Source organism: Sphingomonas sp., from assembly GCF_035998645.1.
In the GTDB taxonomy this organism is placed as follows: Bacteria; Pseudomonadota; Alphaproteobacteria; order Sphingomonadales; family Sphingomonadaceae; genus Sphingomonas.
Genome location: NZ_DASYHL010000005.1, coordinates 60,717 through 74,696, shown reverse-complemented (window position 1 = coordinate 74,696; position 13,980 = coordinate 60,717). Strand labels below are relative to the sequence as shown.

Genomic DNA, 13,980 nt, shown 5'->3' with positions numbered 1-13,980 from the left:
ATGGCTAAATTGCGGATCAGGACACGCAGACCACGGAGACCCGCATGACCATCGCCCTACCCCACCCCATCGCCGGCTATTTCCGCGCAGACCGCAGCGGCGACGCGACCGCGATTGCCGCGCACTTCACCGACGACGCGACCGTTCGCGATGAAGGCCATCGCCACACCGGCAGCGAAGCGATCCGGGCGTGGAAGGCCCAGGCGTCAGGCCAGTACAGCTACACCGTCGATCCCTATGCGGTCGCCGACGATGGCGATCGCACGGTCGTGACCGCGCATGTCTCGGGCAACTTCCCCGGCAGCCCGGTCGATCTGTTCCACCGCTTCACGCTGGCCGGCGACCGCATCGCCGCGCTGGAGATCACCCCATGACCGCGTTCCTCACGCTTGCGGGCAAGCGCGCGCTGATCACCTCGGGCACGCGCGGAGCCGGCGCGGCGACGGTCGCGCTGTTCCGGGAACTCGGGGCACAGGTCCTCACCACCGCCCGGTCCAAACCCGCCGACCTGCCCGACGCGCTGTTCGTCGCGGCCGACCTGACGACCGCGACTGGCGCGACGACCGTGGCAGACGCGGTCCGCGCGCGGCTCGGCGGCGTCGACATTATCGTGCACATGCTGGGCGGCTCATCCGCCCCCGCCGGTGGCTTCGCCGCGCTCAACGATGCGGTGTGGAGCGATGAGCTGAACCTCAACCTGATGCCCGCCGTCCGGCTCGATCGGTTGCTGCTCCCCGACGTGGTCGCGCGCGGCAGCGGGGTCGTCGTTCATGTCACCTCGATCCAGCGACAGCTCCCGCTGCCCGAAGCGACCACCGCCTATGCCGCCGCCAAGGCAGCGCTCTCGACCTACAGCAAGAGCCTGTCCAAGGAGGTGTCCCCCCACGGCGTCCGCGTCGTTCGCGTCTCGCCCGGCTGGATCGAGACCGAAGCGGCGGTTGATCTGGCGCGGCGGATCGGGGCCGAAAGCGGCGCGGATATCGAAGAAGGCAAGCGCGCGATCATGGCCTCGCTGGGCGGTATCCCCATCGGGCGCCCATCCACTCCAGCGGAGGTCGCCAGCCTGATCGCATTCCTCGCATCCGACCGCGCGGGCAGCATCACCGGCACCGAAATCGTAATCGACGGGGGGACGGTGCCAACCGCCTGAAGACGTGTCGCGTCCGGATACCCGGCTCAAGTGGCGACACATCAAAGTGAATGGCTGGGGCGGAAGGATTCGAACCTTCGGTACACGGCATCAAAAGCCGTTGCCTTACCGCTTGGCTACGCCCCAGCATGGTCGGAGCGACGCCCTTAAAGCGCCGCGCCCCGCATGAAAAGAGGGTTTAACCGAACCGATGCACCCAGTCATGCGGGTCGGGGGCTTCGCCGCGCTGGATCGCGGTCAGGCGCGCCTTGAGCGCTTCGGTCACCTGCCCCGGCCCGCCGCTGCCAATGGTGAAGCCGCCGTCGCGGCTCTTCACCTGACCGACCGGGGTGACCACCGCCGCAGTACCGCAGGCGAAGGTTTCGACGAGCTTGCCGCTGTTCGCATCGGCTTCCCACTGGTCGATCGCATAGGGCTCTTCACGCACCGTGATTCCCTGTTCACGGGCCAGCGCGATGATCGATTCCCGCGTGATGCCGGGCAGGATCGTACCGCCCAGCGGCGGGGTAACGATGCTGCCATCGTCGAACACGAAGAACAGGTTCATGCCACCCAGTTCCTCGACCCAGCGGCGCTCGGCCGCGTCGAGGAACACGACCTGATCGCATCCTTCCTTGATCGCCTCGGCCTGCGCGACCAGGCTCGCGGCATAATTGCCGCCGCATTTGGCCGCACCCGTCCCGCCGGGCGCCGCGCGGGTATAATGGTCGGACACCCAGATCGTGACCGCCTTCGCTCCGCTCTTGAAATAGGCGCCGGCGGGCGAGGCGATGACGAGGTAGAGATATTCGCTGGCCGGCTTCACGCCCAGGAACACCTCGCTCGCGAACATGAACGGGCGCAGATACAGCGATCCGCCTTCAAGCTCAGGAATCCAGTCCGCGTCCGCCTTCACCAGCGCTTCGATCGAACCGATGAACAGACCGTCGGGCAGCTCGGGCATCGCCATGCGCCGCGCCGACTCGCGGAAGCGCCGGGCATTTTCCTCCGGCCGGAACAGCGCCGTCCCACCGTCGCCGAGGCGATAGGCCTTGAGCCCCTCAAAAATCTCCTGCGCATAATGCAGCACCGCGGTCGCCGGATCGAGCATCAGCGGCCCGCGCGCGGTGATCTTGGCGTCGTGCCAGCCCTTCGCATCCGACCAGCGGATCATCGCCATATGATCGGTGAACAGCTTGCCGAAACCGGGGTCGGCGAGCATGCGGGTGCGCTCGTTCGCATCGATGGGAGCCGGGTTGGCTTCAACGTGAAACGTCAGGCTGCTCACATCATTCTCCTGAATCGGCGGTTGCGCACGACTAAGGCGGATGGCAAAACAGGTCAACATGGCTGTCCCAACTGCGTCCCCGCTATTCCTGCGCGAAGCCGAGATCCGGCGTGGCGTCGAGATGCTCTATTTCGGCTACAGTCACCTCACGCGTTCGATCGATGAGGGGCTGGCGGCGCAGGGCCTTGGCCGCGCGCATCACCGCTCGCTCTACTTCGTCGCGCGCCAGCCCGACATTACGGTGGGGGAACTGATCTCGCTGCTCGCGATCACCAAGCAGTCGCTGGGGCGGGTGCTGACCGACCTCACCGAACGCGGGCTGATCGAAACACGGCCGGGGCGCGAGGATCGGCGCCAGCGGCTGCTGCGGCTGACCCCGGAAGGGACAAGGCTGGAGGCGGAGCTGTTCGACGCGCTGCGCGAAAAAATGACCGCCGCCTATTCCTCAGCGGGACAGGCAGCGGTCGGGGGGTTCTGGGCCGTGCTCGAAGGCCTGATCCCGGCCGATGAACGCAAGCGCGTTTCGGACCTGGGCGGGAAATAAGCCCCTCCTAAAGGAGAGGGGCCAAGAAGCTCAGGCCACCTTGAAGCCTTCGCGGTTCATTGCCCGCGTCAGCAGCGCGTTCTTCTCGTCCGACAGGCTGGCGCGCAACTGCGGGAACAGCTGCTCTTCCTCGTCCCTCATATGCTCTTCCAGCTCGCCGCGCAGCGTGCGGATCGTCGCGAGGAAGCTCGCACTGCCGGCCGGCATATTGTCGAGCTCGTAGAGGTGCTGCTTCACATAGCCATGCTCGCTGTTGAGCTCGTCTGCATCTGCGATCTTCCCGGCTTCGCGCAGCGCGGGATAGATCACATTCTCTTCCTCGATCGCGTGCTTAGCCAGCGCGTGCTTGAGCTGGGTCAGCATCAGCTTGCGCCGCGCGACCGCGCTATCGTCGGTCGCCTCGATCGCGTCGAGCAGCTTGAGCACCGCTTTATGCTCGGCGATCAGGCCATCCATCCAGTCGCCCGCCATCGCCGTCGGCGACTGTACCGCGACCTTGCGGCCGAGCATCGCCAACACACCCAGCGCGGCACCGGCCGCCGTAGCGCCGGCGATCGCGCCAAAGCTCCCGCCCCAGCCGCCTTCTTCCTTGAACCGGCCCTTGCTGTCGCGAGTCTGGTTATCTGCGCGGGTCTCGTTCTGAGTCTTCGTCGCCATCGTCGCCTCCATGAATTGATCTATGGCGCAACAACGTTTTCAGCGGGTTGGACGTTCCGCTCAGCGGCATCTCGTGGTTGACCCCGGCCGCTCCACCGGTACGTTCGGCGCTCGCAACCTTTGGGGGGATTGAATGGCGTATTGGCAGGGTTTGGTGACGGGCGCAGCGGTGACCATCGCGGCAGTGACGTTGATTGCGGCCGCTAAACCGCAAAAGTTCGGGACGATCGATGTCGAACGGATCAATGTCCGCGAACCCGACGGCACGCTGCGGCTGGTGATCGCCAGCAAGGGCCGCTTCCCCGGCGCCTTCTACAAGGGTGACGAAATCGCCCGCCCCGACCGCGCCTTTGCCGCCGGCATGTTGTTCATGAACGACGAAGGGACCGAAAATGGCGGCCTGATCTGGGCCGGCAAGAAGGACGGCGACAAGGTCAATGGCGGCGCCAGCCTCACCTTCGACCGCTATGAGAACGACCAGACGCTTCAGCTGCTCCAGACCGACAATGGTAGCCGCGACAGCGCCGCGCTGATCATCTCCGATCGCGGTGCCGAGAGCATGTTCACCAAGGCCGATGGCAAGGCCGCTATCCGCCCCGATGCGTCGAAGGGTGCGGGCCGCCTGTTCGTCGGCAAGTCGCGCGACAAGGCATCGGTGGTGATGCTGCAGGACGCGAGCGGCAAGCCCCGCCTGATGCTCAAGGTCGCGCCAGACGGCGGCGCGGCGATCGACTTCCTCGACGACAAGGGCAAGGTGGTGAAGACGATCGGGCCGGAAGGGTGACGGGGCGAGGGCGCGTCGGCAGCGGCGCGCCCGCTAACCCCAAAACGTCACCCCGGGCTTGACCCGGGGCGGGGCTTTCTTGGCTTGTTGCGGTATTAGCCCAACTCCGGGTCAAGCCGGGGGGACGAAAAACACTTGGCTGAGTTACGCCTCGCCCTGCGTCTCGATCAGCGCAGCCGCAATCGCTTCCTTCGGCGACTTGCCGCCCCACAGGACGAACTGGAACACCGGGTAGAAGCGTTCGCATTCGTCGATCGCGCTTTCGACCAGCAATTCGGTGTGCTGCAGCGTGATTGATGCGCCGTCGTCGCCGGGGATCATCGCGGCGTGGCGATAGAGCAGGATGCCGCTCGACGACCACAGCTCGAAATGGCCGACCCACAGCTGTTCGTTGACGAGCCCGATCGTCTCATAGATCGCGCCACGACGCTCGTCCGAAATACGCACGTCCGGGAACGCCAGAAACTGGAGCACGCCATCATCCTCGCGCCAGATCGCGCGCAGCTCATACTCGGTCCAGCTGCCCTTTACCTTGGCAACGACCTCGTCCTCTTCGCGCGTATGGCTCCAGCCATGCGCCGCGAAGTAGCTTTCCAGCATGTCGATCGGCGCGGCGTCATCGTCGCGCTCATATTCGCTCTCATCGAGCATTCCGGTCGTCCTCCGCCCGGCCCTTGCCTGGCGCAGTTGGTGCCAATCCTCGCCGCGCCGCACAAGCAGCTTAGCGTAACCATGGCGGAAATAGATGTGGAAAAGGCTGGGCTCAGACGCCCGGCGCGGCCTTTTTCGGCTTTGCGGGCTTCGCAGCTGCGGGAGCATCGCCCAACTTCGCCTCAAGCGCCTCGATCCGCGCACGCAGCGCGTCATTCTCGTCACAGGCAGCAACCGCCATCGCCTTCACCGCATCGAACTCGTCGCGCGCGACGAAATCCATGCCGCCGACGAACGTCTTGAACCGCTCACGCGCAGCGGACTCGCCCTCACGCGCCATGCCGGCCATCGTGCCGGCCGCGCCGTTCACGAACTTCACGAAATCGTCGAAAATGCGGTTGTCGCTCTGCATGTCTTGTTCCTTCGCGGCCTCACCGCATCCGTTTCAGCATCGCTGAAGCCAATTCAGATACTCATTTGGGGCGCGGACTGCGCCGGGACAAGAGTTTCCGCGTTCGGATTGAGCTGGTGGATCTGGAAACACAGCCACCCGGCAAAGCACAGCCAGCCCAGATAGGGCAGCATCAGGATCGCCGCGCCGGTGCGGATGCGCCCGAACAGGATCGTCGTCGCCAGCGCCAACACCAGGATCACGCCGATCAGCACGAACGCCCAGAATGGCTGGTGCATGCCAAAGAACAGCGGCGACCAGGCCAGGTTCGCGCCCATCTGCACCGCGAACAGCACCAAGGCCGGGCCGCGCAGCTTCGATCCGCGCGCGTTGATGATCATCGCCAGCGCCAGGCCCATGAGGACGTAGATGATGGTCCAGGCGACCGGAAACGCCCAGTCAGGCGGCGTCTGCGGCGGCTTTTCGAGCATCTGGTACCAGAGGTTTTCAGCCCCGGTCGGCGCGATCCGCGCCGAGGTGAAGCCGAGCAGCAGGATGAACGGAACCGTCACCACCGCCCAGCGCAGAAACGCCAGCCGCAGCTGTCCCTTGGACGCAATCTCCATTCCCCGCTCCCAGTCTCTATGACCCAACCTATTCGGCGGGTTGCGGCGATGCCATCGCCGCATCAAGCTCCCGGCTCACGGCTTGCGGTGAACCAGTCCACTTGGCAAGTCTGCTATACAGGATCGGGATCAGGAACAAGGTGATGAGCGTCGCCAGCATCACGCCGAACACGATCACCACGCCGATCGCCGACCGCGCGCCAGCACCTGCCCCGCTCGCGATCATCAGCGGCACCGCACCTGCCGCCGTCGCGATCGACGTCATCAGGATCGCGCGCAGGCGGCGCGCAGAGGCAATGCGGATCGCCTCGGCAATGCTCTTGCCCTCGTCGCGGAGCTGGTTGGCGAATTCGACGATCAGGATGCCGTTCTTGGCCGCCAATCCGACCAGCATGACGATACCGATCTGACTGTACAAGTTGAGTGTCTTGCCGAAGAAGAACAGCCCGAGCATGCCCCCGGCGACCGCCAACGGCACGGTCATGATGATCACGCCCGGATGCACGAAGCTCTCGAACTGCGCCGCGAGCAGCAGGTAGATGATCAGGATCGTCAGTCCGAACACCAGCAGGATCGACCCGCCGGTCTCGACAAACGCCTGGCTCTCACCGCGATAACCGACCGCCAGCACTTCGGGCGACTGCGCCGCCTGCTCCTGAAGGAAGGTCAGCGCCTGCCCAAGCGAATAGCCCGGCGCGACGCCGCCCGACAATGTGATCGCGCGCAGCTTGTTATAGCGGCCCAGATCGCGCGGTCCCGACACTTCGCGCGTGGTGACGAGGTTGGACAGCGGCACCAGCGACCCGTCGCGTGCGCGCACCTGAATCTGCGCCAGATTGGCGAGGGACGAGCGCCCCGCTTCGTCCGCCTGCACGATCACGCGATATTCCTCGCCCCGATCGAGATAGGTCGAGACGCGGCGCGAACCGAGCAGCGTTTGGAGCGCCTGGCTGACGTCGTTGACCGATACGCCAAGATCGCCGGCGCGCGTCGTATCGACCTCAATCCGCATCTGCGGCTTGGTTTCCTTGTAATCGGAATCGAGGTTGATGATGCCGGGATTCTGCGCCGCCGCCGCTATGATGCGATTGCGCGCGGCGACCAGCCCCTCATAGGTATTGCCCGCCAGCACGAAGTTGATCGGCTGCCCACGCCCACGCCCCAGCGCCGAGCGCACCTGCGCATTGCCGCGCACCGCCGGTTCGTTGGCGAGGATGCCGTTGATCTGCTGCGCAACCTGCGCGGTGGAGGTGTCGCGCTCTTCCCAGGTCTTGAGGAAGATGATGAAGGCACCGCTGTTGAAATCGTCACTCGCGCCAAAGCCGCCCGGGGTGCGCGTGATGATCGTGCGCACCGCGCCCTGATCGAGCAGCGGCAGCAGCTTCTCCTGCGTGCCGAGCATATAGCGGTCCATCTGGTCAAAGCTGGTGCCCTCAGGCGCGCTGATCTGGACCTGTGCGACGCCCTGATCCTCGGGCGGGACCAGTTCGGACTGGAGCGTCACGAACGCGCCGCCCGCAGCGAACAGGAATGCCAGCACAACGATCAGCGGAATGACCGGCTTGTCGATCGCACGCGAAAGGCGGCGCGCGTAGAAATCCTCAAGCTTCTGGAACTGCCGGTCGACCCAACCGGTAAAGCGCCCGCGCTGTTCCTGGCGCAGCATCTTTGAGCACAGCATCGGCGTCAGGCTGAGCGCGAGGAAGCCCGAAAAGGCGATCGCACCGATCATCGCCACCGCCAGTTCGCGGAACAACAGCCCGGTCTGGCCGGACAGAAAACAGATCGGCACGAACACCGCGCAGACAACCAGCGTGGTCGAGATCACCGCAAAGCCGACCTGCCGCGTCCCCGTGAACGCCGCGACCAGCGGGGTCTCCCCCTCCTCGATTCGGTGGTAGACATTTTCGAGCACGACGATCGCGTCATCGACGACGAGGCCGATGGCGAGCACCAGCGCAAGCAATGTCAGCAGATTGATCGAAAAGCCGAACAGCCACAGCACCGCACAGGCCCCGAGCAGGCAGATCGGCACCGTCACCGCCGGGATCAGCGTCGCGCGCCACGAGCCCAAAAACAGGAAGATCACCAGCACCACCAGCACCGCCGCCTCGGCCAGCGTCTGCCACACCTTCTCGATCGCACGGCCGATGAACAGCGAATCGTCCGATCCAACGGTGATCGTCATCCCCTCGGGCAGATCCGCCTTGAGCGCTTCTGCGGTCGCCTTGGCGGTCTCGGCGACCTCCAGCGTGTTCGCGCCCGACTGCCGTACAATGCCGAGCCCAACCGCCTGTTGGCCGTTCATGCGAAAGGCGTTGTACGGGTTCTCCGCCGACTGCTCGACCCGTGCGACGTCACCCAGCCGGACGAGATACCCGTCGGTGCCGCGCCCGACGACAAGGTTCGAAAAGTCGCCCGCCGTCGCGAACGGCCGGTCGACGCGCAAGGTGCGGTTCTGCTGCTGCGATTCCAGACGGCCGGCGGGCAGCTCGACATTCTGGGTCCGCAGCGCTGTCTCCACATTCGCCGGGGTCAGCGAATAGGCGGCGAGCCGCGTCGCATCCAGCCACACGCGCATCGACGGGCGCGCATCGCCCGCAACGAACACCCGCGCAACGCCGTCGATAGTGCTGAACCGGTCGACCAGCGTGCGGTCGACATAGTCGGACAGCTGCAACCGCGACCAGCCGGGGCGCGAAATGACGAGGAACAGGATCGGCGAGCTATCCGCATCAACCTTGCGCACCTCAGGCGCAATCGCCTCTTCGGGCAGGTCCTCGGCGACGCTGCCGATGCGGTCGCGCACGTCGTTTGCGGCGGAATCGATGTCGCGGCCGGGGCGGAACTCGATCGACACGTCCGACACGCCATCGCGCGAGCGCGAGGTGATCGTTTCGATCCCCTCGATCCCCGACAACGCCTCTTCGATCGGCTGGGTGATCCGCGCCTCGATCACGCTGGCGGCGGCACCGGTGTAAGCAGTCTCGACCGACACCACCGGCGGGTCGGTGTCGGGATATTCGCGCACCGACAGGGACAGAAAACCGACGACGCCGATGATCGTCAGCAGCATCGCCAGCACTGCGGCAAAGACGGGCCGCCGGACCGAAAGGTCGGAAATCTGCATCAGTTACCCTTGGCCTGGCCCGCCGCCTTGGGCGCTGCATTGCCGGCGCCCGCCGTGCGGACCTGCTGCCCCTCGGCGATCTTGACCACGCCTTCGGTGACGACGCGCTGGCCGGGTTTCAGGCCCTGCGTCACTTCGACCAGCCCGTTCTGGCGCAGGCCGATGCGGATCGGCACGCGCTTCGCCTTGCCGTTCTCGATGACGAAGACGAAGCTCTGCTCGCCCTCGCCCACCACTGCCAGTTCGGGAACCGCAGCGGCGGTGCGCGCCTGCGCCTCGATCGCGACAGTCAGCAGCATGCCGGGCTTGAGCTTACGGTCGCCATTGGCGAGCACCGCGCGCACCGTGGCGGCGCGCGTCTGCGGGTTCAGCACCGGGTCGATCGTGGCAATGGTGCCGCGGAACGGCTGGTCGGGGTAGGCCGCGGCGGTCGCGACAATGGCTTGCCCCGGGCGGATTTGCCCGAGCAGCGTTTCCGGCACGGTGAAGTCGAGCTTGATCCGGCTCACATCGCTGACCGTTGCGATCTCGGTCCCCGCGCTCACCACTGCACCGGCGGAGATATTGCGTAACGACACCCAGCCGCCGAACGGCGCACGCACCACCCGGTCCCCGATCGCCGCGCGCGCTTCTGCGGCCTGCGCATTTGCCTGCCCGGCCAACGCGGTCTGCGCATCGACGGCGCTGCGCGTCGCAAAGCCACGGTTCTTGAGTTCTTCGAGCCGGTTGAGCTGCTGCTGCGCCTCGCGCGACCGCGCCTGAGCCTGCGCCAATTGCGCATTTTGCTGCCCGGCCTCGAGCACCGCGATCACCTGACCCCGGCTGACGAACGCGCCGTCATCGAAATTCAGGCGCACGATGCGCTGCGTCACCGGTGCGGTCAGCGTCACCTGTTCATTGGCGCGCGCGGTGCCGACGGCATCGATCCGCTCGACAAAGCGCGCCGACTGAACCGCGCCCAGCGTGACCAGAGGCGCCTCGCGGCCCTTTTTCTGCGCGGCGTCGCCGCCGCCGCACGATGCCAGGACCGCAGCCGAAGCCGCCAAAACAAGAATCATTCGCATGGAAAAGCGCGCTACACCAACCGGGGGGAACATCAACTATTCCAACCAACTTGTCGCAAAAGTGTGTCAGGATTTGTTGCGCCCGCGAAGAAACGCTGCGTTTCCAATCATCGACGTGATCAACCAGCCGGCCTGATCCCGGCCGCGTCGCGGATACAAGCAGACAGGGCCGGCGCAACGCCGGCCCTGCCCAGGTCCCGATCGGCGCGGTAATGAAACGTCAGAGCGGGATCACGCTGACCGACTTGCCCACGCTCTTGCGGACCTCGTCCAGATCCTCGAAATCGCGCTTGGCGGCAACGACCGCGACCATCGAGCTCGGGCTCTGCATGATCTTGCCGAGCAACGTCTTGAGGAGCGCGGGATTCTCCAGATAGGGATTGATCGCATTGGCAAACGCGAACGCCGCGCGCTTTTCCTCCGGGCTCTTGGCCTGCCCGACCAGGGTCTGCAGTTCGTCCGACCAGTCGATCTTCTCGAATTCGTCCTTCATCTTTCCCTCCTTGGTTGATCTCACATGGGCTCCAGTTCGAACCGCGCCATCTGGCGGACCACGCGGCCTGGGCATTGCAGCGTCGGCAAATCGGGCTGGGCGGCGGCCAGATCGGACGGATCGACAATCTCCAGATCCTGCCCGAACGGCGGAAGGTCGGCGCGCGGTTCGTCCTGCGAGACGAACACGTCATGTTCGGACCGGCAGTAAATGTCGCTGTCGGCGACGAAGCGATAGGCGATTCCCGGTTCGATCAAATAGCTGACGCGCGGGTCGCAGACCAAGGTCGCGGCGGCAGCGCGACCGGCGGTCGCCGAGCCGGGGCGCAGGTCGACCGTCTCGATCCGAACCGCGCCGCCCTCATTGGTCAGCAGGCTGTACCATTTGCGTGTCCTGCGATGCACGAACATGGCGGGCGCGGGCGCGTCCGCCGGGTCCCGCGCGGCACGCAGGCGCAGGACGTCGGCAACGCCGGAGTCGGTGTTGGGCACCAGCGTCCACGACGCCTTTCCGGTGATCGCATAGCGCGACCGCATCGCCTGCACCCCCGGAATGCCGTCGACCGACGCCAGCACGGGTGCCAGGTCACGCCCCTCCTGATCCCAGGCCGTCTCCTGGAACATCACATATTGCTCTGCTCCCGCGATGCGCAGCTTGAAGCGGGTCGAATAAGCTTTGGGCTCTCCCAGCACCGCCTGTGACAACCGGGTCATATATTGGTGGAGACTGTCGGGCAGGCGATGCGGATTCACCTCGACCACCGGCGGTTCGGCAGCGTCGCGCAGCACCGAAACGAGGTCGTTGTTGACGTTCCAATGCGGATTATTCTCCGCCGAATACCACAGCGGCTCGTCACGGGTGACGATTCCGGCCAGCCCCTCAAAGGTGTGGGCGATCCCGCGCTCGATCACCAGCCGCCGGGCGGGGCTGGCGTGGAACCGGGCATGGATTCGCTTGTGCAGCGTCGGACTGCCGGCCCGGCAATCGATGAAATAACCGTCGATGATCCGGTCGGGTTCACCGAAAAAGGTCAGCCGGTCGTCCTGGCCGATATGGATGCCCGAGGTGGAATAGGCAAAGTCGGGGCCATGCGTGACGAAATCGGACACTAGCGGGCCTGGGCTTGACCCGATCTTGAGGTCGAACCAGTCGGGATGTTCGGTGAGCGGGGTCACCCGGTTCGCCGCGAAGTGCAGCCCGGCAATGCCCAGTTCGCACTCCAAAGTCGCGGGGTCGACAATGATCATGGCCGCTCTCCGGGCACGGCGTGGCGCAGAATGCGACGCGGACCCATCGGTCGCACGTCATCCGGCTCACTCGGTTTTCAAAGGGACGCCAGCAGGAGCCAACACGATCGGAACCGCCTGATCATGATCCTGCCCTCGCGGTCCCCCGCCGGTCAATCATACGACTGATCCATCGCGGAGGTGTCGAGGTCCGTTTCGGAGGAGCGGGTCAGTCCGCCGCAAAACCGAACGGCGAGACCCCCGCCTCGCGCTCGCTGACCAGCATTGCGCGCCCCGTCGGCGGCGCGCTGCGCTGCGGACATTCGCGCGTGCAGGCGCGGCAGCCCAGACCCACCGGCACCGCCTCTCCCCCGAAATCGAGGCCCCGCGCAGCCGCCAGCCCCGTCGCCGCCTCCGCCGCCAGCCCCAGCGTCACGACGAAACGCGCGCGCACCGCCCCCGCCCAGCCGCCGGGCGGAGCTACGCAGCGCGAGCTGGTGAACCAGCGCGATCCGTCCTCGAGTTCGACCAGCTGAACGATCCGCTCATCCGGGCGGGCGAATGCGGCATAGGCGTCGAGCAGCGGGCAGGGCACGGAGGATTCGACCAAAGGCGAACCACTCGCCCCGGCAAAGCGCTTCGACACCTGCCCCGCCCGGTCAACGCGCAGCATGAAGAACGGCAGCCCGCGCGCGCCAACCCGCTGCAACGTGGTTAGCCGGTGCGCGACCTGCTCCGCGCTCGCCCCGAAACGGCGGCGCAGCAGTTCGAGGTCATATCCGGTCGCCTCGCACGCACGCAGGAAGCGGGCATAGGGCATCATCACCGCCGCAGCGAAATAACCGGCGAGGTGGCGGCGGTAGAGTCGCTCGGCGACGCGGTCGGGGAACCCGGCACCGCGCACCAACGCCTCGATCTCGGTCCGCGCCTCGCTCGCCAGTTGGCGGGCCAGCGCGAACACCCGGCTCGGCGGATCGAGCGCCTCGGACAATTGCAACTGGCGCGCATGCAGGTCGAGCCGCACGCGCAGCCCGGCAAGAACCTCGATCGGGAGGACTCGGATCGACAGCTGGTGTTTGACGCGCAGCCGCTCGGCCATCGCGCCGAACGGGTCGCTCGATGCGATGCGCAGCTCGTCGGCCAGCGTTTCGGCGGCAGCGTCGAGGTCGGCGAAGTGGTTGCGCCACCGCTCCACCTCGCGCCGCACCGCCGCACCCGGATCTTCCGCATCCCCGGATGCCACGGTGCCGCCCGCCCCGATCCGGTCATAGGCCCGCGCGAACGCCTCCACCCCTCCCGGCGCACCCGCCAGCCATTCGGTCAGTTCGCTGCGGTCAATCTCGATATCGGCGAACAGCGGGTCCGCCAGCCGCCGCCGCATCGCCTCCTCACCCCCGCCCGGCTCGCCCGCTGCCAGCGTGCGCGGGTCGAAGTCGAACACCTGCGCAAGGCTAAGCATCAGCGTTGCCGACAGCGGCCGCTGGTTGCGCTCGACCAGGTTGAGATAGCTGGCCGAAACGCCCAGCATCTCCGCCATCGCCGCCTGCGTCAGCCCCTGCCCGCGCCGCAGCCGCCGCACCGCATGCCCCGCGAACAATTTGCGCTCAGCCATGTCCTACAGCCCTTGTTCTTGCTATGTTCAATTCAATCGGAATGTGTCAATTATTTACATAACATCCATTCGCCTGTCATGCGCGAACTACACCGTGACCCCGCTGACAGCTGATCAAAATTGTCAGGATCGCCATTCGTGAGTCATACAGAATGCACGACAGTTTACAGGAGCAAGCCCATGAAGACCCCCGAACCCGCGACTGCCCGCCCGGTCTTCTCGACCGCCGACTTCGCCCTGCTCAAGGAAGCGGTGGCCGATTACACCCGCAAGATCGCCGACGATCCCCGCTCGGTCCAGTTCGCCAACCTCTATCACCGCCTCGGCCGCCTCGGCTGACGCGGCACCGCCTTCCTGGGGAGGAACGATGCCCGCCGGTTCGCTC

General features: G+C 66.0%; 15 protein-coding genes and 1 tRNA gene. 5 read left to right on the top strand and 11 right to left on the bottom strand.

Translation table 11 applies throughout. The annotated features are described in order from the left end of the window. Nucleotides 1–44 precede the first annotated feature (44 nt). Nucleotides 45–374 (top strand): nuclear transport factor 2 family protein, encoded by a 330-nt coding sequence (locus VGN66_RS14095; protein ID WP_327519452.1) that lies wholly within the window; start codon nucleotides 45–47, stop codon nucleotides 372–374. Next, nucleotides 371–1,150, top strand: coding sequence for an SDR family oxidoreductase (locus VGN66_RS14090; RefSeq protein ID WP_327519451.1), 780 nt, complete (start codon nucleotides 371–373; stop codon nucleotides 1,148–1,150). The genes VGN66_RS14095 and VGN66_RS14090 overlap by 4 nt, the downstream gene beginning before the upstream one ends. Before the next feature lie 51 nt (nucleotides 1,151–1,201). Here VGN66_RS14090 and VGN66_RS14085 read toward each other — a convergent pair. Both VGN66_RS14085 and VGN66_RS14080 read right to left on the bottom strand, forming a co-directional pair. Beyond that, nucleotides 1,202–1,276 (bottom strand) — tRNA-Gln (locus tag VGN66_RS14085). A gap of 52 nt (nucleotides 1,277–1,328) precedes the next feature. Continuing rightward, on the bottom strand, nucleotides 1,329–2,477 hold the full coding sequence (locus VGN66_RS14080; protein WP_414713217.1) for a branched-chain amino acid aminotransferase: 1,149 nt from the start codon (nucleotides 2,475–2,477) through the stop codon (nucleotides 1,329–1,331). On the opposite strand from VGN66_RS14080, the gene VGN66_RS14075 reads away from it, so the two are divergent. Beyond that, nucleotides 2,476–2,961 (top strand): MarR family winged helix-turn-helix transcriptional regulator, encoded by a 486-nt coding sequence (locus VGN66_RS14075; RefSeq protein WP_224920415.1) that lies wholly within the window; start codon nucleotides 2,476–2,478, stop codon nucleotides 2,959–2,961. The two genes, VGN66_RS14080 and VGN66_RS14075, sit on opposite strands and share 2 nt — an antisense overlap. Nucleotides 2,962–2,991: 30 nt before the next feature. Here VGN66_RS14075 and VGN66_RS14070 read toward each other — a convergent pair whose 3' ends face one another. Next, a complete protein-coding gene (locus VGN66_RS14070; protein WP_327519449.1) occupies nucleotides 2,992–3,618 on the bottom strand; it encodes a hemerythrin domain-containing protein in 627 nt (208 codons plus the stop codon). Between the two features lie 133 nt (nucleotides 3,619–3,751). On the opposite strand from VGN66_RS14070, the gene VGN66_RS14065 reads away from it, so the two are divergent. Then, nucleotides 3,752–4,402, top strand: coding sequence for a hypothetical protein (locus tag VGN66_RS14065; RefSeq protein ID WP_327519448.1), 651 nt, complete (start codon nucleotides 3,752–3,754; stop codon nucleotides 4,400–4,402). A 144-nt stretch (nucleotides 4,403–4,546) separates the two neighbouring features. Here the strand turns inward: VGN66_RS14065 and VGN66_RS14060 are convergent, their stop codons facing one another. The 8 genes from VGN66_RS14060 to VGN66_RS14025 form a co-directional block, all read right to left on the bottom strand. Continuing rightward, nucleotides 4,547–5,053, bottom strand: a complete 507-nt coding sequence (locus VGN66_RS14060; RefSeq protein ID WP_327519447.1) for a YbjN domain-containing protein — start codon at nucleotides 5,051–5,053, stop codon at nucleotides 4,547–4,549. 112 nt (nucleotides 5,054–5,165) lie between these two features. Further along, entirely contained in the window at nucleotides 5,166–5,465 is a 300-nt protein-coding gene (locus tag VGN66_RS14055; RefSeq protein WP_327519446.1) for an accessory factor UbiK family protein, read from the bottom strand. 53 nt (nucleotides 5,466–5,518) lie between these two features. Next, nucleotides 5,519–6,070, bottom strand: coding sequence for a TspO/MBR family protein (locus VGN66_RS14050; protein WP_327519445.1), 552 nt, complete (start codon nucleotides 6,068–6,070; stop codon nucleotides 5,519–5,521). Nucleotides 6,071–6,098: 28 nt separating this feature from the next. Beyond that, nucleotides 6,099–9,200, bottom strand: coding sequence for an efflux RND transporter permease subunit (locus VGN66_RS14045; RefSeq protein ID WP_327519444.1), 3,102 nt, complete (start codon nucleotides 9,198–9,200; stop codon nucleotides 6,099–6,101). Further along, on the bottom strand, nucleotides 9,200–10,264 hold the full coding sequence (locus VGN66_RS14040; RefSeq protein WP_327519443.1) for an efflux RND transporter periplasmic adaptor subunit: 1,065 nt from the start codon (nucleotides 10,262–10,264) through the stop codon (nucleotides 9,200–9,202). Before VGN66_RS14040 ends, VGN66_RS14045 begins: the two co-directional genes overlap by 1 nt. Nucleotides 10,265–10,484: 220 nt before the next feature. Then, on the bottom strand, nucleotides 10,485–10,757 hold the full coding sequence (locus tag VGN66_RS14035; RefSeq protein ID WP_327519442.1) for a hypothetical protein: 273 nt from the start codon (nucleotides 10,755–10,757) through the stop codon (nucleotides 10,485–10,487). Between the two features lie 20 nt (nucleotides 10,758–10,777). Continuing rightward, on the bottom strand, nucleotides 10,778–12,004 hold the full coding sequence (locus VGN66_RS14030) for a hypothetical protein (RefSeq protein ID WP_327519441.1): 1,227 nt from the start codon (nucleotides 12,002–12,004) through the stop codon (nucleotides 10,778–10,780). A gap of 208 nt (nucleotides 12,005–12,212) precedes the next feature. Then, on the bottom strand, nucleotides 12,213–13,595 hold the full coding sequence (locus VGN66_RS14025; protein WP_327519440.1) for a helix-turn-helix domain-containing protein: 1,383 nt from the start codon (nucleotides 13,593–13,595) through the stop codon (nucleotides 12,213–12,215). A gap of 180 nt (nucleotides 13,596–13,775) precedes the next feature. Here VGN66_RS14025 and VGN66_RS14020 point away from each other — a divergent pair, with 180 nt between their 5' ends. Then, the gene (locus VGN66_RS14020) at nucleotides 13,776–13,934 is read left to right on the top strand and encodes a hypothetical protein (RefSeq protein WP_186456931.1); all 159 of its coding nucleotides are present in this window, start codon (nucleotides 13,776–13,778) and stop codon (nucleotides 13,932–13,934) included. Nucleotides 13,935–13,980 lie beyond the last annotated feature (46 nt).